Source organism: Tychonema sp. LEGE 06208 (assembly GCF_015207505.1).
In the GTDB taxonomy this organism is placed as follows: Bacteria; Cyanobacteriota; Cyanobacteriia; order Cyanobacteriales; family Microcoleaceae; genus Microcoleus.
Map to the genome: position 1 here is coordinate 41,895 of NZ_JADEWT010000006.1, position 21,312 is coordinate 63,206.

Sequence of the window (21,312 nt, forward strand, 5' to 3'; positions counted from 1 at the left end):
CACTAATAACTAATAACTAATAACTAATGACTAATGACTTCTTTAGCTATCTGCGGTGCGTTTTTCTGACCTGACTGTCGGTACTAAGTCAGGAAAATATTCGGGTATGAAGTTCTGTCCGCCTTGTTTTGCGCCTCCTAGTTCTGCTTCTAGTAGGGGGAGTGATTGTCGATCGTTTTGGTCGCCACTTTCTGCATTTTCTGCAGGAAGCCAATTTAGGAATGGCAGGGGTAGCAGTGTGGAGAGGTTTGTGATGATTATTAGCAGCCAGAGGTTGTCGAAATTGCTCTCAGTAATTCCGAGTAAGTGGGTCAAAAGTGCACCGCCTTCGTGGGACAAAAGTCCGGCTAAGTTGGTGACTGACATTAACACGGCAAATAATGTAGCTTCGACACCGGGAGGACACAATCGCGCCGAGAGAACTAGCACCGGCATATAGGCAATTTGTCCGATTACTGTCAGGATCAGGCTGTCTCCGATGCTGAACCACTGGTCGTCTATTCCTAATGCTCGATTGGCATGAGTTACTAATAATAATGTAGTCATACCCAAGGCTGTGGCAATTACTGTTGACCAGCCGAAAATTACTCTAAATGGAATTGCTTTGAGGTATCGCTGAAACAGCCAAATACCGAGGAGGGAAGCAATGCTGGTGACGAGGCGCACTCTACCGAGAAATTCTGGTTGAAAGCCTAGTTCGTTGGTGGTGAAGAAGAAGAAGGCGGAGTCTGAGCTTGGGGTGGCTTGCCATAGGAATAGAAAGGCGGTGGGCAACCAAATTGTTTTTTGGGTAACAGCTTGACGCAGTTGTTTGAATTGGTTTTTTACTGTGTCAAAGTGGGCTTGTTTGTTGACTTTTTCTTCCTCAATTAACCAGGCTGTTGCTGATACGATTAGGGGGAAAGATGCGGTGATTAAAAAGATAGTGTGGGTGCTCAAGTGTTGCATCAGGTAGCCGCTGAGGTAGGCGGTGATTAGTCCGCCGAGGGCTGATGCACCCCAGGATAAGGATTGCAGGGAACCTGCGTCGGCGACGGATTCTTTTCTAGCTCTTTCGACTATGAGGGAGTCGGCGATGACGTCGCTGACGGCGAGGGAGAGGGAACTCAGGGCGATCGCCCCTGTGGCGGCCAGTGGCGTGTGTACAATTGTTGCGAGGCTCACCCATGCTGACGTGCCCAAGAGCCCGGAGAGGACGATGTAAGGTCGTCTGCGGTAGCCGAATATGGGCAAACCGTCCGACATGAAGCCGAACAAGGGTTTGATAATCCAAGGTAGGGCGACAACACCCATCATTGCTGATACTTCGGCCGGAGTCATGCCAAGATCGTCTTTCAGGAAGAAGCTGACGGCTAAGCGAGCTAGTCCGAGAATGCCTTGGACGAAGTAAATCAGTAAGATGGCTATGAGTTCGGGGGTTGGCTCATTCCCGAAGAATACTTTTTCTTTTAAAGATTCTTTGAGTTTGCTGGCGCCAGAGGGTGAAAGAAGCATTTGTGCAATATTTCTTAATGAATCTAAATATTATATAACACATTCTTAATGGGTTGCGGAAACTGTCGAAGGTGGGATGCTAGGGTGACGGGCGACTGCCAGCGGGTATAAAATTGTGATGAGCCTGGATTTAAGGACTTTTTGCGATCGATGAAAGCAGAAATTAGAATTGTCTCTCTGGCTGTGGTTTTGGTTTGAGGATTGGGGGCTAATTTAGCTTTATGGCTCAGCGATTTCGATCGGTTTCTGTAGATGGCGTTGATGCGCCTGCTGATTTGTTTGAAAGAAACAAAAATAAGGTTTTTCAGTGGCCTGCGGTGACTACTTTTCGCAGGGGAGAACGCCTGCAAGCGGTGACGGGAAATCATGCCGAGCAAATTATGATTGCTGATTTTCCGGGTAAACCTTGGCTGCCGATTTTAACGGATCGGGGTAATTGTTTTGTGCGGACTAATTCGGGAAAATTCTACTACTTTGAATTTTTTGAAATAATTAACCGCGAAGACGCGAAGTACGCGAAGCAAGAAAAGAAAGAGATGTCACAAATACTGAAAGGAGTATTTTATGATTGTGAATCCTGAAAATGTGCCGGATATTACAGGCTCTAAATATCCCCTGCAATTTCAATCGGCGGTGGCGGGAAGGGTGAAAAAACGCTTGGGGAATGCTGCTGGATTGCAGAATTTTGGGGTAAATTTGGTGCGGCTGGCACCGGGAAGTTGTTCTGCTCTGAGACATTGGCACTCTCGTCAAGATGAGTTAGTGTATGTTCTGGAAGGGGAGATTACTCTGATTTCTAATGCGGGTGAGGAAGTGCTGCAACCGGGTATGGCGGCGGGTTTTCGGGCTGGTGATCCTGACGGGCATCATTTGGTTAACCGCACGAATGCTGATGTGGTTTATCTGGAAATTGGCGATCGCACTCCGGGAGATTCAGCAAATTATCCCGATGACGATTTAGTTGCTAAAGCTGACGGTAATAGTTGGATTTTTACGCACAAAAACGGCGAGATTTATGAGGGTTAAAAAATTATGAGTCAAGTGAATCTTTGGACTTCGGCGGAACACGCTTTGTGGTATCTGGCTAAGGCTGATGGTATTCCTCACCGCACTGAGGGTGAGGCGGTTTTGTTGGAGGAGGTGCCGCAAACTGTGCGCCGGATTCTGGATGTGGGCACGGGTGATGGACGGTTGTTGGGTTTGCTGAAGTGCGATCGCCCGAATGTTGAGTGTGTGGCGATCGACTTTTCCCCGACAATGCTGGAAAAAGCCAGAATTCGCTTTGCTGATGACAAGAATGTCACGGTAATCGAGCACAATTTTGACGAATCGCTGCCGGATTTGGGCAAGTTTGATGCGATCGTTTCTAGTTTTGCGATTCATCACGTAAATAACCATCGCAAATTAGCCCTCTACACCGAGATTTTTGAGCTTTTGGAACCCGGAGGCATTTTTGGAAATTTGGAGCACGTAGCGTCCCCAACAAAGGCTTTACACGAGAAGTTTCGAGAGGCGCTTGGTATTAGCGATTCGCCCGACGATCCGTCTAATAAATTGCTCGATGTGGAAACGCAATTGCGCTGGTTTAGGGAAATTGGTTTTGGTGAGGTAGATTGTTATTGGAAGTGGCGGGAACTCGCTTTATTAGTTGGGGTGAAACCTTTTTAGCTGCGGGTAAGGACTGCATTGTCGTGTCCTTTTAAAATTGGAAATAGTCACAATTAGTAAGGTGCGTCATATTTTTAAACCCTCAATAATCGTTCTAGAAATTCACCTGACGCACCCTACAGCTTGATTTGAGTATGCCAGTTGTCTAAGTCCTGAATATAAGAGGTTGCTGTCGTAGTATAAGTCGATCGCGAACAGTTCTGGTTATTTTCAAATAACCAACAGAGTATTAAGGAGAGAACAGGCGAACTCTTAACCCAAACGATACAGAAAGCAACCGTTTTTTGGAGTAGCAAGCAAATTGAACCTCCAATTTACACTTTTAGTTAGTTGGATGGAAGATATTGTCCGGTCGCTCGCACATTGGGATATTACTCAGTTAGAGGGCTGCTTTAAGAGTTATCAACCAAACGACCGAATTAACAGCAAACAAAAAGGTATAAAAAATATAGATTGATGGAGCGCAGATAGCTCGACCTAAAGAAGGCACTTTAAATATTTTCAAAAAACCGAGCGGGTGAACTAAACCTTCCGGTATAGAACGGGTCTTAAAACTTTCATCTAAGGCCCTTTCATCATTCAAGAATTGGGTGATTGCATGGACTCTTTGTATGTGATAAAATTGCACCCTCCAGTAGGTTGCTTCTAAAAACCAGAAACCAAAAATTACAACATATCCCAGCGGAACCAAGGCATCTATTTTGTTGGCAAACACCCAACCAATCAACGCTACCCAAATGGTAATTGCCGCAGTTTTTAACTGCAGCAAAATTGTATTGAAATTAGCTATTTTTGTCTCTAGTTGCTCTGCTCCTTGTTGCAGCATTGCTAGCTGAAATTCAAATCGATCCATGTTTGATTCCGCGAACGTTTATATTAGAGTTATCCAAAAAATTATAATCTTCTTTTCTTTCGGTGTCGTTAGAGAACTTCGCCTGACGCACCCTACAAGTCGATTTTAGATTATACAGTAAGGTGCGTCAGCTCCCGAAATTCCCGATCGCCGTTAGAGAACTTCACCTGACGCACCCTACAAGTCGATTGTTGTGTGACAGTTACGTGCAGGACTATTAAATTCACGAACCTTACTAAATTAAATTAAATCCGATACTTGAGGTTTAATTCGGCGCTCGTACCAGTTCATCAACGGGGTGGCGCTAATGCCGTGGACTATCACAGAAATTACGATGGTTGTAAAGGTAATCCAGGCAATTATTTCGGCATTTTCGCCTTTTAAACCTTTACCAAAAGCATAGGTAAGATAATAGATAGAACCGACACCACGAATGCCAAACCAACCGCACAGCAAGCGGCTGGCGGGATGCAAAGGACTGCCTAGCGTACTGATCCAAGCTCCCACAGGCCGGATCAAAAAGATTAACAATCCAGCTACTAAGAGCGAGTAGCCTCCATAAGCGAGCATAGGTTCTAGGCGCAGGAGCGAACCTAAGAGTAAAATAGTTCCTACTTCCATTAACTTTTCAATGCGCTCGGTAAAATTTAGTTGGGAAAGCGGTTTGTCGGGGTTGCGGTAACTGCGCTGCACGACTATTCCTGCTACAAAAACTGCGAGGAATCCGTAGCCGTTGACTACTTCTGTGAGGGAATAGGTGAGCAGAATTGTGCTGAGAGCGATGAAATCTTCCATTAATTCGTCGGCCGGTCTGTAGCGTTGCAATTGGCGATCGATCCAAGTGACGGCTTTAGCTACTAAAATGCCCATCACGAGACCTGCGGCGATCGCCCAAATTAAGTCAACTGCTACCCACTGCGAAAACCAGTTCGACCAGTTGTCATCTTTGATCGCATAAATTCCGAAGTAAACAAAGGGAAAAGATAAAGCATCGTTTAAACCGCCTTCCGATGTTAAACCAAAACGCAATTCATCGCGATCCTCTATATTAGCTACTTGAACTTCTGACGCTAAAACTGGGTCGGTGGGAGCGAGAATTGCTCCCAATAAAATAGCCGGGCCCCAATCTAATTTCACAAACCAATGAGCTAGCGCAGCCACAGCAAAAATCGAAATTGGCATTAAAAAACCGATCAGCCGCGCTGTGGAATTCCAAGCCCAAAGTTGCAGCGGGCGATTCATTTTTAAGCCGCAACTGAACAGAGAAACAATCACTACAAATTCTGTAAGTCTTTCTAAAAATATAGCTTCGGGGCGCAATTCAATCAGCTTGATACCGTAAGGCCCGAACCCGATACCGACAACTAAATAAATTAAGGCATAAGACAGTGGCAATCGCGAAATCCATCCCGAACCCAAGGTGACTGTCAGCAGGAGGATGCCAATCGCTAGCAAGTTGAGAATGTAATTATCTACCATAGCGATCGCACTTTTAATCAGGTTTAACAAGTGCGATTTTCGCATCTAAAAGCTTTTGGCGCATCTACCAACCGCTAGAGTCTGTTATCCTCCGAAAGTTATATCTATTTGTTATCTGTTATGTGTTATTTGTTACTAACAACTAACAACTAACAACTAACAACTAACAACTAACAACTAACAACTAACAACTAACAACTAACAACTGCCAACTGCCAACTGCTTTCCTAACAACTGCCAACTGACTAATGACTTTTTTCGGTAGCGATGATGTGCAAATCTACGTGTTTGAGCGATCGCACTAACTGTTGAGTCAAAGAACCCCGCAGCAGCAATTTCCACCGCGATTGCTGGCTTTCACCGATCACAATTTGAGTAATGCGATACTCTTTAGCTACATCGGAAATTGCTTTGGCTATTTTATTACCGTTGACTCGCAAAAATTGTCCATTAAATTCCTGACAGAGTTTCTCACAAGTTTCAACGTGCAAGCTTTCTGATTTTGTTAAAAATTTGTCTGGATCGTTAACAAACAAAGCATAAAAGGGAGCATTCATGTAGTTAGCAATCCTCCCGCCCCGCCGCAGCAGTTGCAAGGAATTGGGATAAGTCGAGACGCATACTAAAACTCGTTCGTGAATGTTGCAATATTGACCTTTTAAAGTTGCTGCGTCCTCTTCAACGTTGTCTGCCACTTCTCGCAGGGCGAGTTCTCGCAAAGCAATTAAATGACGGCGCTGGAAAAAGTTTTTTAAAGATTGTTCAATTTTTTCGGGTGCATAAATTTTGCCTTCTCGCAACCGTGTCTCTAAAGTTTCCGGCGTGACATCGATAACCACTACTTCGTCAGCTTCTTCTAGAATGCGATCGGGAATTCTTTCTCTGACTACAACTCCGGTAATTCGTGCTACTAAATCGTTGAGGCTTTCGATGTGCTGAATGTTAAGGGTGGAGAAAACATCAATTCCAGCATTCAGAACTTCTTCGACATCTTGATATCGTTTTTCTCGCTGAGAACCGGGAATATTTGTATGGGCTAGTTCGTCAATTAATGCTAATTGGGGGCGGCGCAATATGACGGCTTCCACATCCATTTCGGCGAGCATTTTTTCGCCGCGCAGCATTTGTTTTCGCGGCAATATTTCTAATCCTTTTCCTTTTTCGGCGGTTTCTTTTCGCCCGTGGGTTTCTAACAGTCCGACAACTACGTCAATGCCTTCTAATTTGAGTCGATGCCCTTCTTCCAGCATTCGGAAAGTTTTGCCCACACCGGGGGCCATGCCGATAAATATTTTGTGCTTTCCCCGGCGGGTGCGATCGCAATTGCGGTAGGGTTGGGCATAAACCGCGTCTGAATTGTTGGTGAGTTCGCTAGAGTGAATCATAGCTTAATAGATAAGTTGGCAGTTGGCAGTTGGCAGTTGGCAGTTGGTATTTGGCAGTTGGCAGTTGTTAGGAAAGCAGTTGGCAGTTGGCAGTTGTTAGTTGGTAGTTGTTAGTTGTTAGTTGTTAGTTGTTAGTTGGCAGGAAAACAGTTGTTAACAGTCAACAGTCAACATTCAACAGTCAACAGTCAACATTCAACATTCAACAGTCAACAGTCAACAGTTAGCTGTTAACAGCTAACAATTCCCTAATGACTACTGACTACTGACTAATGACTAAGGACTAATGACTAATGACTAATGACTACTGACTAATGACTAATGACTAATGACTAATGACTAATGACTACTGACTAATGACTACTGACTAATGACTACTGACTCTAAATTATTGTAAACTATCGAGAGCTAAATTGAGTTTGAGGACGTTAACTCCCGGTTCGCCGAAAATTCCGAGAAATCTGCCGTCTGTATTTTTGGATACCAACATTTCTACTTGATTGAGATTGATCGATCGCACTTTTGCTATCCGCTCAATTTGCGCCCTAGCTGATTCTACACTAATGTGCGGATCTAGACCAGAGCCGGAGGTGTAGACTAAATCAGCAGTCGGTTTGATGCCAGCTTGGTTGAGGCGGGCTAATTCTACTTGCACGCCTTGAAAACCATCTTTTTCATTGCCTCGATTCAGCAAATCCGAGTTACTGGGAGCAAGGTTGCTAGCTCCCGAAACCCCCGTTCTTTGAGCTAAATTATCTGCCTTTGTAGGATCGAAATCAGTAGGTGCAAAGCTGCTGTAATTGGTGGTGGTGGGGCGGCTCCAAAAATATTTATCCGAACTGAATGATTGACCGATTAAGGATGAACCGACTACAACTCCCTGCTTACTAATTAAGCTCCCATTTGCCTGCGAGTTGAAAGCGAGTTGACCGATTGCTAGCATTATCAAGGGATAAATAATAGCCGTGATTCCCCACAAGACTAAGGTTACGCGAATCGCTCTGATTAATTCTCTCATAAATTACCTCAATGAAGGAAGAAGGAAGTTCGGCAACGGATTATGTAACGGATGTAACGGATGTAACGGATTTTGTAAGGGGTGTAATGGATGTTTGCTTAAAATCTTTCCGGTTGGAAAATTACAGTAAACAAATAAACTGCGAGTCCGATGATTACTAAACCCAAAAGGCTTAAACCCCATGCAGCTTTTTTAGTTAAACCTTCATCCGTAGCGGCATACACAGCGGGAGCTATTATCAAGTTAAAGCACATTACTAGAAATAGCTGCACCGGGATTGGGTGGCGTTTACACAGCATTTCTCCTAACTCAACGGTGTCTTGAAAATCTCTAGGCAAAACATCATTCAGCAAAGCGTTTCGTTTCATGATTTTTCCTTTTTTTTACATTAAATTGCTTGACAATTTGAAATGAGCATCGACGAGGCAGAGCCTGGGAACGAGTCTGTTAAGCTTGCTCTGGTCGATCGCGCAGTGCATTGCGAAACTCAACTACAGCATCGTATTGATCGGGGATATTTGCACAACGAACGAACAATGTTAAATCCAAATCAGGTAGCAATTCACTGCGATCGACTTGTTTGTATTCTTCGTCTTGCAAACGGTACAGGGCTAGCTTGCCTTTTCTCCAAAACCACACTTCGGGAACCTTGACTCGCCTGTAGATTTCCAGAGTATTTACTCCGCCGCTGGTGACAACTACTTCTATTACAATGTCGGGAATCTCTTTCTTAGTTTCCAGATTGAATGATTCATCAGGCTCTTTCCTTCCTCCTAGTTGGATACTGCCGAGAGTCTTGCTACCACGCTTGTAAAATCGGATGTTTGCGTGTTGAAAATAAGCCAGCAGTAAGAGACTGATAGTGCTTTTACCATCTTCATGTTCTTCTGAAAGAGGAGACATAATATCTAAGGTTCCATAGAGGTAGGCTAGCCGCACATTTGGAAAATCTTCTAAAGCTGCTTCTATTGCTTCCAATTTCTCCCAGCTAACATCATAAAGCGTGAGGCACTGGTTGCTTTCACTGACTGGTTTATCCAAAAGTTGAGGATTCATAGGTCATTTTGCAATGAGTGGTTTTCAGATGAGCGTCGAGGCAGAACCTCTAAATCTATTCTATCCATTAAATCTCGTACTCTGCTCGCTACCGAACCTCTATGCTAGCCCGACTGCGGTAATCAACACATCGATTATTTTGATGGCGATAAACGGCGCGACTGCTCCGCCCAATCCGTAGATTAAAATGTTCCGCTGCAATAGTTGATTTGCTGTCAGCGGTCGAAATTTCACCCCGGTTAATGCTAGGGGAATTAATGCGGGAATAATTAAAGCATTGTAAACTAATGCGGATAAAATTGCTGATTGACCGCTGGCTAAACCCATGATGTTTAATGCGCCAACGGGGGCAAACATGGCGGGAATAATTGCAAAATATTTGGCGATGTCGTTGGCTAGGGAAAATGTAGTCAGCGCGCCGCGAGTAATTAGCAATTGTTTGCCAATTGTCACTAAGTCAATGAGTTTTGTGGGGTCAGAATCTAAGTCCACCATGTTCGCAGCTTCTTTCGCGGCTTGGGTTCCAGAATTCATCGCGAGTCCCACGTTTGCTTGGGCTAGGGCGGGTGCGTCGTTGGTTCCGTCTCCCGTCATTGCTACTAATTTGCCTTCGGCTTGTTGCTTGCGAATTACTTCGATTTTGTCTTCGGGAGTTGCTTCGGCTATGAAGTCGTCAACTCCGGCTTCGTCGGCAATTACTGATGCTGTAATTCGGTTATCTCCGGTGAGCATGATGGTGCGAATTCCCATTTTTCGGAGTTGGTCAAACCGATCGCGAATTCCCGGTTTAATCACATCTTTCAAATAGATAATGCCGTAGGTGTCGTTACCTTGACAAACCGCTAACGGCGTGCCTCCCAAGCGCGAAACTCGCTCGTAAGCTGCATCGAGATCCGGCCCGAAATTGCCGCCGCGCGATCGCACAAAACCCTTCACCGCATCCACCGCACCCTTGCGAACCTCCGTCCCGTCGGGCAAATCGGTACCCGACATCCGGGTTTTTGCCGAAAAATCCAGCCCGGTTGCGTTAGCGCGATCGAAATTCACCGTTGCGCCCAATTTTTCGGCCAAACGGACGATCGACTTTCCCTCTGGAGTATCGTCAAACACGCTAGCAGCCAGCGCCACACTCGCAACCTGATCCAGCGAGTGACCGTTGACCGGAATGAATTCCTCAGCTAAACGGTTCCCCAGCGTGATCGTCCCCGTTTTGTCCAAAATCAGCGTATTCACGTCGCCGCAAGCCTCTACGGCGCGGCCAGAGGTCGCTATGACGTTAAACTGAGCGACGCGATCCATCCCCGCAATGCCGATCGCGCTCAACAAACCGCCAATGGTTGTTGGAATCAGCGCCACCAGCAGCGAAATCAGCGTCACCACGCCCACAGGAGTTTTCACATAATTGCCGATCGGCGGAATCGTTGACACCACAATCAAAAACACCAGAGTCAGCACCGCCAGCAGCACCGTCAGCGCGATCTCGTTCGGCGTTTTCGAGCGTTCTGCGCCCTCTACCAGCGCGATCATCCTGTCCAAAAAGCCCTTACCGGGGTCGGCCATCACCCGCAGCGTCAGTTCGTCGGAAAGGATGCGTGTCCCGCCGGTGACGGAACTGGCGATGTCCGAACCCGGTTCCTTGAGCACTGGGGCGGATTCGCCGGTGATCGCAGATTCGTCTACAGATGCGACACCTGCGATCACTTCGCCGTCAGCGGGAATGATATCGCCTGCGATCGCTTTAATTTGATCGCCGCGTCTCAGGGCTGTCGAACTTACTTCTTGAATTGAACCGTCTGGTAAGAGTTTGCGGGCTGTGGTGTCGGCTTTGGTCGATCGCAGCGCGTCTGCTTGTGCTTTGCCGCGCCCTTCTGCTACTGCTTCGGCAAAATTAGCAAATACCAAAGTGAAGAACAAAATAAATGTGACTAAACCGTTGAAAACTCTCTGATTTTCGCCGGGAACCGGGCCGAACAGCGTGGGGTCGATCGTTAATAATGCAGTCACAATTGTGCCAACCCACACCACAAACATCACGGGATTTTTCAGCATCACCCGTGGGTCTAGCTTGACAAAAGCTTCTTTGAAAGCTCTTTGATAAAGACCTTTTGTATTTGCTTTGGGCGTATGTTTGCGAGACTCGCGAGGGCCTCTGGAACGGAGATTTTTCTGAGAATTAGGGGTATTGGAAGAAGCCATAATTTAGATTTTTAATGAACCGCAGAGGACACAGAGAACACGGAGAAAGAGGAGGGTGAGATTGACAATTTTTTGCTATTGAGGTGGAGGAGTTGGTGTTGCTTCGGGTGTTGTCGCTTCTGGTGTTGGTGTTACTAAAGGCGAAGGCGTTGCTAAAGGCGATGGTGTTGCTAAAGGTGGCGCAGTTATCGGTGTGGGTTCAAATTTGCCGCTGCTAATTTCAAATCCTTCTGCAATTGGCCCCAAAGCTAGAACTGGGAAAAATGTCAGCGCGCCCAGAATTATGATTACTCCTGCGGTTACGCTGGTGAATAAAATGGAATCGGTTCTTAGTGTTCCGGTTGTTTCGGGAACCAGTTGTTTGTTTGTCATGCTGTCCGCTAGCAACAGCATCGCCACAATTGGAACGTAGCGCCCTAAAAGCAAACTAAAACAGGTGCTTAAATTCCACCAAAGTCCTGTTGCTGCGGGTTGAGAATCTCCTAATCCTTCAAAGCCAGAACCGTTGTTAGCTGCGGCTGAAGCGTATTCGTACATCACTTGTGAAATGCCGTGGAATCCGGGGTTGCTGATGCCGCTCAAGCTGTCGGGAAATGCGAGGGTAATTGCGCCAGGGATTAAAACTGCGATCGGGTGAACTAACAAAACCACGCTGGCTAAAACAATTTCCTGCTTTTCAATTTTACGTCCCAAAAATTCCGGCGTTCTACCCACCATCAATCCTGTGAGAAATACGCTCAAAATCAGGTAAATAAATAAGTAAGCTGTTCCGGTTCCTTGTCCGCCCCAAACAATTTGCAGAAACAAGTTAGACAGAGTAGCAAAACCTGCCGGAGGCATTAAAGAATCGTGCATCCCGTTCACGGCACCGCACATTGTACCAGTTGTAGTCACTGCCCAAAGTACAGTTTCTGCCCAGCCAAATCTAACTTCTTTTCCTTCTAAATTTGGTTGCACGGAACCCAGTAAATTATTGACTTGAGGATTTCCTTGATATTCGCCAACTGCTGCAACGCCAATCAAGGCAACAAACATTATAAATACCATCCAAAAAATTAGCCATCCCTGTTTTTTGTTGTTGGCAAATCTGCCGTAAGTATGAATGAATGCTGCTGGGATGCAAACCATTGCTAGGATTTCCAGCAGGTTACTAAAAGGGTTGGGGTTTTCAAAGGGGTGAGCAGAGTTAACCCCGAAAAATCCGCCGCCGTTTTCTCCTAGTTGTTTGATGCTTTCAAAGTGAGCTACTGGGCCGCGGGCAATAACTTGGGTGCTGCCTTCTAAGGTGGTGGCAACTTGTGGCCCTGCTAGGGTTTCCGGTACTCCTGAAATTAGCAATAGCAAGGCGATTATTAAAGATAATGGCAGGAGAATTCTGGTGATTGATTGAATTAAATCGATGTAAAAGTTACCTAACGGGCGCCCGGTAAGTCCCCGAATAAAGGCAATTCCTACTGCTAAACCTGTGGCGGCTGAGGTAAACATTAAAAAACCCAAAGTTAACTGCGATAGATAACTATATGTTGTCTCGCCGGAGTAATGCTGTTGGTCGGTATTTGTGAGGAATGAAATTGTTGTGTGTAGGGCGGTATCCCAGGTTGGTGCGCTGAGGCTGGTGGGATTTAAAGGTAGCACTCCCTGAAGCATGAAGATTAGAAAAACAAATATGCCCATTGCTACATTGCTGTATAATAGCGATCGCGCATATTGCCAGCCTGTCATGGAATCTACAACACGGATGTTGCCTGCTTTATAGATGAGTTGTTCTACTGGTTTAATGGCGGGATCGAGGATGGTTCGTTCTCCCATGTACACCCGCGCCATGTAATTGCCCAAGATGGGCGCGATCGCGATTAAAATGATTAGGGTTAATCCGATTTGAGTTAATCCTTGCAGCATAACTTAGTTAAAAAATCCTCGTTGTTGAATAAATGCGCTTCACTCCTCGGAAAATGGCTTCGGAAGGAAGTCCACAAAACGGGGTGAGTTTTCTTTAAGGTTACTTCTAGTTCGCAGCCTATCGCCCGATTAATTGCTACTGCTAAGATACGATCTCCGCAGAAAATCGTTGGAATTTCGCTGGCTAGAATTAATCGATTTTCTCTTGTTAATCCCAAGCAATAGCAGTTATCGGGCAATTGTATGGCACTTAGTGCTATGCCGCAATAACTGCTGTTAAATTGGATGGGTACTTGAATGAGTTTTGGTTCTACAAAGCTCATGAACGACTCCCGTAGGCCGCAAGGTTAGGTTTACTCTTATTGATTACTCTACTGAATTTTGGGGTGTTTGATAATTAGTCTTAAGATATAAGTTACTGTTTAGGATTTATGCTTGTTTGCTATATATTTTTAGTAATAGGCGAATGTTTAGATGATGTCTAAAATCTATACTTGCAGGTATAGATGCTGTGTAAACGCTGTTTCTTGCGGGACAATGTACTGAATATTTCAGGACTGATCTCAAATCCTCTCTTCATCGGAATAGTAAATTCACTGTTGACTGTTGACTGTTGACTGTTGACTGTTGACTGTTGGCTGTTGACTGTTGGCTGTTAACAGTTAATATCATGTATGAGTGCAGCCGGAATTGATATTACGCACTCCGACTCAAAAAATCGGGTTTTTAGCGCAATTAGGGGCTAAAATTGAGTTGTTTGGTAAAAAACTAGGTTTTTGAGGGTCAATTCTTTCGGGACTGGTCATTTTAAAATGGATTGATTAGGAATGTTTAAAAGCTTATTAAAAATCCCCAAAAATGTACTACTTCAAGAGAAGTATTTGCGCGGAAGATGGTCGATCGCCATTTTGTTTGCTATTGTGATCGCGCTGGAATTTAGCACTCCCTCGGAGTATCTGTTTGGATACTTGTACACGGGGCCGATTATACTGGCAAATTCGCGCTTGAGTCGGTTGGGGAAATTACAAATTACGCTGGTAGCGGCAGCTTTGACTCTGTTGAATGTGTTTATCCCTCCTGGAGAAACGATCGCCCTAGCAACTTTTGCAAATAGAGCGATCGCAGTTATGGCTTTGGGAGTGACGGGATATTTGAGCGATCGCAACCAGCAGTACCAAGAAGCGATCGCAGTCGCCAAAGCTCAGTTGCAGTCTCAGCAGCAGCTAGCCAGCATCCGAGAGGATTTTGTCTCTACTTTGACTCACGACTTGAAAACGCCGATGCTGGGGGCGATAGAAACAATTAAAGCTTTTAAATCGGCAAAATTTGGCGATGTTACTCCCAGTCAGCAAAAGGTTCTCGAAACAATGGCGCGATCGCACAAAATGTCGCTACAATTAGTAGAAACCCTGTTAGATATTTACCGCAACGATACTGAAGGTTTGAAACTGCAACTTGCTCCTGTAAATTTAGTAGCTTTAGCAACAGAGGTAATTGCCACACTCGCAGATTTATCGGCGGCGCGTCGAGTTTATATTAGTACGAGTTACGGAGAGTCAGATTTCCGTCGCTCTTTGTGGGTAAACGGCGATGCAGTCCAACTTCAGCGCGTTTTTGTTAATTTGCTAACAAACGCGCTCAACCATTCTCCCCGAGGTGGCAAAGTAGAAATTGTGATGGCATCTCATTCAAATTATCAGGTAGTGAAAGTGAGCGATAGCGGGTTGGGAATTACCGCAGGGGAACTCTCGCACCTATTCGAGCGTTTTTATCAAGGAAATAGCGATCGACAAGCTAAAGGATCGGGATTGGGATTATACTTATCTCGCCAAATTATTGACGCGCACGGCGGTATAATTTGGGCAGAAAACAAATTACCCCACGGTGCTTTGTTTGGATTCCGACTACCAGCAATCTCCGCCAATGAAACCTAATTCTCCCTTACGAATTCTGCTAGTTGAAGACGACGAACTGTTTCGGTTGGGACTGCAAACTCGATTGCAGCAGGAAAGTTGCTTGCAAATAATTGCCGAGGCGGAAGATGGCGAAACTGCGGTTGAATTGACTCAAGAATACTTGCCGGATGTGGTGGTTTTGGATGTAGGTTTGCCGGGAATTGGTGGTATTGAAGCGTGCCGCCAAATTAAACAGCGACATCCAGAAATTCCCATTTTAATTTTAACATCCCATTCCCAAAAATCGTTAATTGAAAGATTGATGGCTGCGGGAGCTCACGGATATTGTCTCAAGGGAATTGCGGCGGAAACTTTGGTTTTGGCAATTCGATCGGTAGCGTCGGGCGCTTCTTGGTGGGATAAGGGCGCAACTGCGGAAATTAGGGCAGTTTTTACTCATCCTGAACCTGTGAAAGTCGGGGGAAAATCGGAAGTTTTAGACAATCCGCTGACGAAGCGAGAACAGGAAATATTGGCTTTAGTTGCTAGTGGGAAAAGCAATCAGGAAATTGCACAAATATTGTACATTGTGCCGGGGACTGTGCGGGTGCACGTTCACGCGATTTTGCAAAAGTTAGAAGTGCGCGATCGCACTCAAGCAGCAGTGCTCGCCATTCAGAAAGGATTGGTAGCAGAAGAACTGTTAGGCGATCGATCTTAAGTCTGGTAGTTTATAATAATTGAGACTTACGCATCAAACCCAAAGAAACCCGGTTTTTTTGAGATTGAGGGTTTTCAGGCGTGTATTTTCCCAAAAACCCGGTTTCTAGCTATAATACAGCGTATTCCAGGTTGATTAAATACACACTCCCAACCGGGTTTCTTTACAGTTCTTGCATCATATCAATTCCGGTTGCACTCCTCATGATGTTAACTGTTAACTGTTAATTGTTAACAGTCAACAGTGCAGGCGATAGTATAGTTTACGGTTGCTGTTGAACGATCGAACCAGTCTTGATGCTGATGACGCAAAGCCTCAAGAAAAGAGAGATCAATAAATCAGAGGCGGCATTAATTAGTGTTCACCTGCCAACATCTGCGGTTTTACGATTCAAAACATAGTAAATCGCCCAAATTGCCATCGCCCGCAAATAGTGACTCGCCCGAAAAGTTCCCCCCGCCGTAATCGCTTCCGGCGTGCGAAACTGCAACCCATTTTCATAAATCTGCTTCACCACAGCATCCGTCAATTTAAAAGCTTTCTCCTCCATCCCCATCTGTACCAAAAAAGCCGCCAACCCAAAATTAATCCCCGTCCAAACTTCCAAAGGATGAGTCGCATTGGGATTTTCCGGCGAACCATTCAGCATCACTCCATTTGCCGCACCGAACTCGCCATCGTTGAACTTCAAAAAGCAAGAATCGTACACAGTTTCTAAAGCGCTGACTGCACATTCTGGCGGCACAATATCCGGCAATCCTAACAGCTTCGCGTAAAAATGACCGCAGAGTTGGTCTGCCATTACCACTTCCGATTTACTCTCGCTGTCCAAACGGTAATATTGACCGTTCCACAGTTTTTCTTGATAGCTAGGTCTTGCTTGTAACAGCCAACTGTGATATAATGCAATCTTCTCTTGGGGATTTGGAATTATCTCAGGTGCTGCATCTTCTAAGATTTCGCCGATCGCGATCGCACTCTCCAGCGCCGCCAACCACAAACCCCCGCAATACGCACTTATTCCCCGCATTTGCCAATCATCAAACGTCTGATCCGGGGCTCCCGAATTCTCAGGAATGCCGTCCCCATCTTCATCAAAGGTTTTCAGATAAGCCAAAGCCTCAACAATTGCCGGCCAACAATCTTGCAAAAACTCGCAATCTGTGCCGCCAGTCAACAAAAAGTCCCGATAAACCTGCAACACAAAATCGCAAGGTAAATCCTTCCACAAATTGCAATCTTGATAGCTAGTATAATTGGTTTTCTCCCAAGGATGTTCGTTAGGCGCGCCCAAATCGTGCGGTGTCGCACCGACGGCTTTTCTAATCGCCGAAGCTTGATTCCAGCCCACAATTCTCGGCGTATCGTCACCAGCAGAAATTGCCCTAGCAAAAGCAATCATTACCGACTTTTCTAATTCCGGCCACAGCATCAACAAAGCAAAAGAACCGTAAAGACGCACGTCTAAACTTTCATACCAACGGTAATCAATGCACTCTAAAACCCCAAATTGACCCTTCGGATCCCGTTCGTCCGCCGCACTCCAAAGAGTACCGCCGTCAGTCAAAATGTACAACTCATTAAACAGCGCCATTTTAAAAATTTCTGACAAATCTTTCCGTTCTAAAATCGGTTTTTGCCAAGCTTCAATATTTTCGCGCCAAGTATCGGAATGCTTCATTGCAGTGCGAACAATCGGCCAAGCATTTTTGCCGTTACGGCCGAAGAAATCTGTATAGCGGCGGTAGTACCAAACTCCCGATGCAAACTCAGTAACGGGCAAATCCCAAGCTATAATAAAGGGGATTTTGCGAGTTTTTCCCGGTCGAATAGTAAAGCGAACTGCGATCGCACAAGCCAACTGTTCTCCGGCGGCTGCGGCTGTCTCATCTTTGTCATCCAACAAGAAACCTTCAGCAGAAAAGTTGCGCCAAATTTCGTCGCCATTCCCCGCCGGGTTCCAGCGAGTTTGGTAAAATACTTCTACCGCTGGATTAGTAATAGTTGCGATCGCCCATTGTCCATCCCCCTCTTGGGGTTCGTCCTCAGCAGTCAACCGCGTCATCACGCAACCGATTCGGTGAAAATCTTCCACCAACAAATTCATATTCCCGGCACTTTCTCCCCACCGGGATTGATAGTCATAAAATGGACTGCCATCATCTCGCACCATCACTTCCGGCGACTTGTTGGCATTAGTAAACCAACCGACAATATTCTCCCAAGTCAGCATGATGCTGAGAGTAATCGGCGCATCTGTAGGATTGTGCGCTACCCATTCAAACATGGCAACTGGGTAACTGCTTTCCTGATAATTGTTAGGCAAAATTGGCGAAAATTGCTCGCAGCTTAATTGAGCCTGAAACACATTTTCGTAAACAAACCAACTGCGCGGATACAAAGCATGATAACTCCCCGAAGAATTAGACTCTTCCCCGGTTCTTTCTTCTTCTTCCCTTCTTCCTTCTTCCTTCTTCTTTTTTCCTTCCGATGGATACCATTTCCAACTAGATAAACTGCCATCGGTAGGCGGTTCAGTGGAAAGTGCAAAAGCTTGTTTCTTGCCTTGAGTTTCTTCAAAAACGCTGAACTGACAAGCGGGCAAACTGCGAAAAATGTGCTCGCCGCCGTCAATGTGCCAGAGGTTAAAGTCGCCGCGGGACGATCGCCCGATGCAGCCGGCACCGAACCCACCCAGAGGCATTCCGTGCCAGGGCCCGTCGTCTAGATTGCTGGCGTAGCGGACTGTATAGGGATTCTCCCAACCCATGCCTATGGGACGTTTCCAGGTTTGTGGGGGGATGTTTGGATGAGATGTGCGATCGTTATTCATGTGATTAATCTTAGCGCTCGATCGAGCTTTACAATTTTTTTTATTTTATTTTAAACTTTTATCGCTCGAACCAATACCGATATTTCCGAAGATTCTTGACGGTTGATTGTTGGCTAAAAGTAATTGCGTTCATGGCTGCCGGATTAATCAATTCTCCAATCTAAAATCTAAAATCTAAAATCTAAAATCTAAAACGGTTTGGGCGATCGCCTAACGGGGAAGAATATCATCTAGGCGAATTTGCCATGTCTTTAACAGAGGAGAAATAATCGGTTGACCAAGGCGAAATTGTTGCTGACTGTAATCTTGGTCAATTAGTTGGCAAACGGTGATAGTAGGTTGTTTTGGTTTACCGATAAAAGCCACACCCCCCAATCCGCGATAATCAACTATCCAATATTCTGGAATCCCTAAAATAGCATATTCTTCAACTTTTCTGGCGTAATCTGTTTCCCAGTTAGTGCTGACGACTTCTACCACTAATTTAATAGATCGTCCCAGCGTAATCACAGGTTCTCTTTCCCAAAGAGGTTCGCTGACAATAGCAGTTTCATCTAACACGACAATATCGGGACGGCGGGCAGTAGCTGCATCTGAAAATGGACGGATCAAACAAGTGCGGGGAATGAACCAAGGTAGTTTTTCGGCTGCGATGGCGATGCCGATTTGAGTTGCCAGTTTACCGCTGACGGTTTCGTGGGGGCCTGTGGGTGACCTGTCAACTAATTCTCCGTCAGCGAGCTCGTAGCGGAAGTTGTCACAATATCGATCGAGGAATGTTTCAAAAGTTAGGATTTTTTGCGCGGTGTAAGCCATTGGAAACTAATAATTTTTTGCTGAAAATCTTATTCTATCAACTAACCAAATCCCAAATCAGAACCTTTCCCCGCGTGAACCAGAGCCAACTTTTCGTAATGCTTAGCGTGTTCCACCAACTCGGCTGCTTCTTCCTCAGAGACATCCCGCAGGCGTTTGGCAGGCACTCCCGCAACTAGCGTGTGAGGGGGAACGTCCTTGGTGACAACCGCCCCTGCACCGACGATAGAGCCTGTTCCCACCCTCACTCCGTCCAGGACGATCGCCCCAATCCCGATCAGGCAGCCCCGTTCAATGTAAGCTGAGTGAATCACGGCTCGGTGTCCGACTGTCACGAAATCTTCCAAAACAGTCGGTTTCCCCGGATCGCCGTGGAGAATTGCTCCATCTTGGATATTGGTACTTAAGCCGATCGCAATTCGCTCTACATCCGCCCGCACCACCGCCCCGTACCAGATACTAGCGCCCGCTGCCACCTCTACCCTGCCGATGACAACAGCGCCTTCAGCGACAAAAGCCGCTTGGGACAGATCTGGCCTGGGCCAATAGGAAGGAAGTGCAGGTAGAGGTTCGTTGAGATTGCTCATTTGTTGGTCGATCGTTATACTTCTAGCAGATTAGCTGGTTGTTGATACGGGATATAATAAGAGTATTTGGCACTTTTGCAGAGAAAATATGCTGGGACGCAAATAAATGATTGAAGTTGCCTTGCAATACCCGATGTTTGGCCCGGAAATTCAGTGTCCCCACTGTCGCCAAACAATTCCGGCTCTAACGCTCACGGATACCTATTTGTGTCCGCGTCACGGGGCATTTGAGGCAGATCCAAAAACGGGGGAACTGGTTCACCTTCAGTCTGGGCGGCACTGGCGCCGCTGGGAGAATGAATGGTATCGCCAGCACACGCACCCCGACGGGATTCGGTTTGAAATTCACGAGGCGCTCGATCGACTGTATACTCAAGGCTACCGAGCAACTCGCGTGATCGTTGCCCAACGCTATCGGGACTTAATCAGCGCTTATTTGGAACGCAGCACGCCTTGGCGCGGCCAGTCGGAATCGCCACGGCCGAGGCTGTACGGTTTGCCTGTGGATTTTAGCCCCGATCCTCAAGAGGACCCTTGCTGGGAAGTGATTAATTTTGATTTGGAAAAAGAGCCGGGAGTTCCGATTAGATATCCCTATTTTCGGTTGTTTGAATAAGTGAAGGAAGAAGGAAGAGGGAAGAAGGAAGAAGGAAGAGGGAAGAGGGAAGAAGGCTCTATTGCTTTCGCGCTAAAGATGCGACCGTTTTTAATTACGAATTACGAATTTACCCTCTAAAATCTAAAATCCCCAGCCGGAATTCCTACTTCCCTTCTAAAATCTAAAATCTAAAATCTAAAATCTAAAATTGAATGCACCACGCCTCGATTCGCACTGCTAACATTCACCGGGCGATCGCCTTTTACGAACAGTTGGGATTTACTGTGAGCGATCGCTTTACTACAGGTTACACCCTAGCCTGTTGGATGGAAGGTCTCAACGGACGCATAGAACTAATTCAAATCCCGGAACCCAAACCCGCACCGGATGCTTTCGGAGACGAGCATTATGTTGGATATTATCATTTATCTTTTGATTTAACGGAGGCGACAACTGACTTGCCTAGCTGGTTGCAGTGTCTGAAAGAACGGTTTGAGGAAGCTGCTAAAGACCAACCAAACCAGTTTCAAGCTTTGAAAGTTTTATTAGAACCGACTCAACAGGCGATCGGGCAAAATGTTTACGAAGTAGCTTTTATTGCCGATACTGATGGTTTGCCCTTAGAGTTTATCCGGCGGCTTAATTAGTTAATCACTAACGACTATGGATAATCATTCTCTCTCTCAATCAGAAACTGAGAATAGTTATTATTCTTAATACCTCATAATGTTCCCTACCAACTTAACAATATTTTTATAAAATCTACTAGATTTTGAGTTAAAAATCTAGTAGATTTTATTTTTGACTCTATAAT

20 protein-coding genes are annotated in these 21,312 nt (G+C 45.7%); 8 read left to right on the top strand and 12 right to left on the bottom strand.

Annotated features, from left to right (window positions below; genetic code table 11):
- Positions 1 to 42: 42 nt before the first annotated feature.
- The gene (locus IQ263_RS02850) at positions 43 to 1,494 is read right to left on the bottom strand and encodes a folate/biopterin family MFS transporter (protein WP_194066084.1); all 1,452 of its coding nucleotides are present in this window, start codon (positions 1,492 to 1,494) and stop codon (positions 43 to 45) included.
- A gap of 221 nt (positions 1,495 to 1,715) precedes the next feature.
- Between IQ263_RS02850 and IQ263_RS02855 the strand changes: the two genes are divergently transcribed.
- From IQ263_RS02855 to IQ263_RS02865, 3 genes are read left to right on the top strand one after another with little or no spacing between them, the layout of a single operon-like run.
- Positions 1,716 to 2,075, top strand: coding sequence for a hypothetical protein (locus tag IQ263_RS02855; RefSeq protein ID WP_194066085.1), 360 nt, complete (start codon positions 1,716 to 1,718; stop codon positions 2,073 to 2,075).
- Positions 2,059 to 2,520, top strand: coding sequence for a cupin domain-containing protein (locus tag IQ263_RS02860; RefSeq protein WP_194066086.1), 462 nt, complete (start codon positions 2,059 to 2,061; stop codon positions 2,518 to 2,520). Before IQ263_RS02855 ends, IQ263_RS02860 begins: the two co-directional genes overlap by 17 nt.
- Positions 2,521 to 2,526: 6 nt before the next feature.
- On the top strand, positions 2,527 to 3,162 hold the full coding sequence (locus IQ263_RS02865; RefSeq protein WP_194012047.1) for a class I SAM-dependent methyltransferase: 636 nt from the start codon (positions 2,527 to 2,529) through the stop codon (positions 3,160 to 3,162).
- Between the two features lie 379 nt (positions 3,163 to 3,541).
- Here IQ263_RS02865 and IQ263_RS02870 read toward each other — a convergent pair whose 3' ends face one another.
- From IQ263_RS02870 to IQ263_RS02880, 3 genes are all read right to left on the bottom strand, one after another.
- Complete coding sequence (locus IQ263_RS02870; protein ID WP_194012048.1) at positions 3,542 to 4,015, bottom strand: hypothetical protein; 474 nt, start codon at positions 4,013 to 4,015, stop codon at positions 3,542 to 3,544.
- 240 nt (positions 4,016 to 4,255) lie between these two features.
- Positions 4,256 to 5,539 carry a cation:proton antiporter gene (locus tag IQ263_RS02875; RefSeq protein ID WP_333192282.1) on the bottom strand — a complete coding sequence of 428 codons (1,284 nt, stop codon included), beginning with the start codon at positions 5,537 to 5,539 and terminating at the stop codon, positions 4,256 to 4,258.
- Between the two features lie 200 nt (positions 5,540 to 5,739).
- Entirely contained in the window at positions 5,740 to 6,879 is a 1,140-nt protein-coding gene (locus IQ263_RS02880) for a universal stress protein (protein WP_194066088.1), read from the bottom strand.
- Here IQ263_RS02880 and IQ263_RS29140 point away from each other — a divergent pair.
- Positions 6,871 to 6,993 carry a hypothetical protein gene (locus IQ263_RS29140; protein ID WP_255515797.1) on the top strand — a complete coding sequence of 41 codons (123 nt, stop codon included), beginning with the start codon at positions 6,871 to 6,873 and terminating at the stop codon, positions 6,991 to 6,993. The genes IQ263_RS02880 and IQ263_RS29140 overlap by 9 nt on opposite strands.
- Positions 6,994 to 7,267: 274 nt before the next feature.
- Here IQ263_RS29140 and kdpC read toward each other — a convergent pair whose 3' ends face one another.
- The 5 genes from kdpC to kdpA form a co-directional block, all read right to left on the bottom strand.
- Positions 7,268 to 7,897 (bottom strand): K(+)-transporting ATPase subunit C, encoded by a 630-nt coding sequence (gene kdpC, locus IQ263_RS02885; protein WP_194066089.1) that lies wholly within the window; start codon positions 7,895 to 7,897, stop codon positions 7,268 to 7,270.
- A gap of 98 nt (positions 7,898 to 7,995) precedes the next feature.
- Positions 7,996 to 8,265 (bottom strand): K(+)-transporting ATPase subunit F, encoded by a 270-nt coding sequence (kdpF, locus tag IQ263_RS02890; protein WP_194066090.1) that lies wholly within the window; start codon positions 8,263 to 8,265, stop codon positions 7,996 to 7,998.
- Between the two features lie 79 nt (positions 8,266 to 8,344).
- Positions 8,345 to 8,953: a Uma2 family endonuclease gene (locus tag IQ263_RS02895; RefSeq protein ID WP_194066091.1), complete on the bottom strand. Its 609-nt coding sequence runs from the start codon at positions 8,951 to 8,953 to the stop codon at positions 8,345 to 8,347.
- A gap of 99 nt (positions 8,954 to 9,052) precedes the next feature.
- Positions 9,053 to 11,149, bottom strand: coding sequence for a potassium-transporting ATPase subunit KdpB (gene kdpB, locus IQ263_RS02900; protein ID WP_194066092.1), 2,097 nt, complete (start codon positions 11,147 to 11,149; stop codon positions 9,053 to 9,055).
- A gap of 75 nt (positions 11,150 to 11,224) precedes the next feature.
- Positions 11,225 to 13,048 carry a potassium-transporting ATPase subunit KdpA gene (kdpA, locus tag IQ263_RS02905; protein WP_228049754.1) on the bottom strand — a complete coding sequence of 608 codons (1,824 nt, stop codon included), beginning with the start codon at positions 13,046 to 13,048 and terminating at the stop codon, positions 11,225 to 11,227.
- Between the two features lie 827 nt (positions 13,049 to 13,875).
- On the opposite strand from kdpA, the gene IQ263_RS02910 reads away from it, so the two are divergent.
- Both IQ263_RS02910 and IQ263_RS02915 read left to right on the top strand, forming a co-directional pair.
- Positions 13,876 to 14,982, top strand: a complete 1,107-nt coding sequence (locus IQ263_RS02910) for a sensor histidine kinase (protein ID WP_194066093.1) — start codon at positions 13,876 to 13,878, stop codon at positions 14,980 to 14,982.
- Positions 14,972 to 15,664, top strand: coding sequence for a response regulator transcription factor (locus IQ263_RS02915; protein ID WP_194066094.1), 693 nt, complete (start codon positions 14,972 to 14,974; stop codon positions 15,662 to 15,664). Before IQ263_RS02910 ends, IQ263_RS02915 begins: the two co-directional genes overlap by 11 nt.
- A 361-nt stretch (positions 15,665 to 16,025) precedes the next feature.
- Here the strand turns inward: IQ263_RS02915 and IQ263_RS02920 are convergent, their stop codons facing one another.
- The 3 genes from IQ263_RS02920 to IQ263_RS02930 form a co-directional block, all read right to left on the bottom strand.
- Positions 16,026 to 18,497, bottom strand: a complete 2,472-nt coding sequence (locus IQ263_RS02920) for a GH116 family glycosyl hydrolase (RefSeq protein ID WP_194066095.1) — start codon at positions 18,495 to 18,497, stop codon at positions 16,026 to 16,028.
- 210 nt (positions 18,498 to 18,707) lie between these two features.
- On the bottom strand, positions 18,708 to 19,313 hold the full coding sequence (locus IQ263_RS02925; protein ID WP_194066096.1) for a Uma2 family endonuclease: 606 nt from the start codon (positions 19,311 to 19,313) through the stop codon (positions 18,708 to 18,710).
- Positions 19,314 to 19,354: 41 nt separating this feature from the next.
- Positions 19,355 to 19,900 (bottom strand): gamma carbonic anhydrase family protein, encoded by a 546-nt coding sequence (locus tag IQ263_RS02930; protein WP_194066097.1) that lies wholly within the window; start codon positions 19,898 to 19,900, stop codon positions 19,355 to 19,357.
- Between the two features lie 106 nt (positions 19,901 to 20,006).
- Here IQ263_RS02930 and IQ263_RS02935 point away from each other — a divergent pair, with 106 nt between their 5' ends.
- Complete coding sequence (locus IQ263_RS02935; RefSeq protein WP_006631343.1) at positions 20,007 to 20,516, top strand: TIGR02652 family protein; 510 nt, start codon at positions 20,007 to 20,009, stop codon at positions 20,514 to 20,516.
- Between the two features lie 194 nt (positions 20,517 to 20,710).
- The gene (locus tag IQ263_RS02940) at positions 20,711 to 21,145 is read left to right on the top strand and encodes a VOC family protein (protein WP_194066098.1); all 435 of its coding nucleotides are present in this window, start codon (positions 20,711 to 20,713) and stop codon (positions 21,143 to 21,145) included.
- The last annotated feature ends 167 nt before the right edge of the window (positions 21,146 to 21,312 follow it).

What these genes read in the sequence shown, in the direction of transcription:
- IQ263_RS02850 (WP_194066084.1), bottom strand. Translation starts at nt 1,494, where the DNA reads ATGCTTCTTTCACCCTCTGGCGCCAGCAAACTCAAAGAATCTTTAAAA.
- IQ263_RS02855 (WP_194066085.1), top strand. Translation starts at nt 1,716, where the DNA reads ATGGCTCAGCGATTTCGATCGGTTTCTGTAGATGGCGTTGATGCGCCT.
- IQ263_RS02860 (WP_194066086.1), top strand. Translation starts at nt 2,059, where the DNA reads ATGATTGTGAATCCTGAAAATGTGCCGGATATTACAGGCTCTAAATAT.
- IQ263_RS02865 (WP_194012047.1), top strand. Translation starts at nt 2,527, where the DNA reads ATGAGTCAAGTGAATCTTTGGACTTCGGCGGAACACGCTTTGTGGTAT.
- IQ263_RS02870 (WP_194012048.1), bottom strand. Translation starts at nt 4,015, where the DNA reads ATGGATCGATTTGAATTTCAGCTAGCAATGCTGCAACAAGGAGCAGAG.
- IQ263_RS02875 (WP_333192282.1), bottom strand. Translation starts at nt 5,539, where the DNA reads ATGCGAAAATCGCACTTGTTAAACCTGATTAAAAGTGCGATCGCTATG.
- IQ263_RS02880 (WP_194066088.1), bottom strand. Translation starts at nt 6,879, where the DNA reads ATGATTCACTCTAGCGAACTCACCAACAATTCAGACGCGGTTTATGCC.
- kdpC (WP_194066089.1), bottom strand. Translation starts at nt 7,897, where the DNA reads ATGAGAGAATTAATCAGAGCGATTCGCGTAACCTTAGTCTTGTGGGGA.
- kdpF (WP_194066090.1), bottom strand. Translation starts at nt 8,265, where the DNA reads ATGAAACGAAACGCTTTGCTGAATGATGTTTTGCCTAGAGATTTTCAA.
- IQ263_RS02895 (WP_194066091.1), bottom strand. Translation starts at nt 8,953, where the DNA reads ATGAATCCTCAACTTTTGGATAAACCAGTCAGTGAAAGCAACCAGTGC.
- kdpB (WP_194066092.1), bottom strand. Translation starts at nt 11,149, where the DNA reads ATGGCTTCTTCCAATACCCCTAATTCTCAGAAAAATCTCCGTTCCAGA.
- kdpA (WP_228049754.1), bottom strand. Translation starts at nt 13,048, where the DNA reads ATGCTGCAAGGATTAACTCAAATCGGATTAACCCTAATCATTTTAATC.
- IQ263_RS02910 (WP_194066093.1), top strand. Translation starts at nt 13,876, where the DNA reads ATGTTTAAAAGCTTATTAAAAATCCCCAAAAATGTACTACTTCAAGAG.
- IQ263_RS02915 (WP_194066094.1), top strand. Translation starts at nt 14,972, where the DNA reads ATGAAACCTAATTCTCCCTTACGAATTCTGCTAGTTGAAGACGACGAA.
- IQ263_RS02920 (WP_194066095.1), bottom strand. Translation starts at nt 18,497, where the DNA reads ATGAATAACGATCGCACATCTCATCCAAACATCCCCCCACAAACCTGG.
- IQ263_RS02925 (WP_194066096.1), bottom strand. Translation starts at nt 19,313, where the DNA reads ATGGCTTACACCGCGCAAAAAATCCTAACTTTTGAAACATTCCTCGAT.
- IQ263_RS02930 (WP_194066097.1), bottom strand. Translation starts at nt 19,900, where the DNA reads ATGAGCAATCTCAACGAACCTCTACCTGCACTTCCTTCCTATTGGCCC.
- IQ263_RS02935 (WP_006631343.1), top strand. Translation starts at nt 20,007, where the DNA reads ATGATTGAAGTTGCCTTGCAATACCCGATGTTTGGCCCGGAAATTCAG.
- IQ263_RS02940 (WP_194066098.1), top strand. Translation starts at nt 20,711, where the DNA reads ATGCACCACGCCTCGATTCGCACTGCTAACATTCACCGGGCGATCGCC.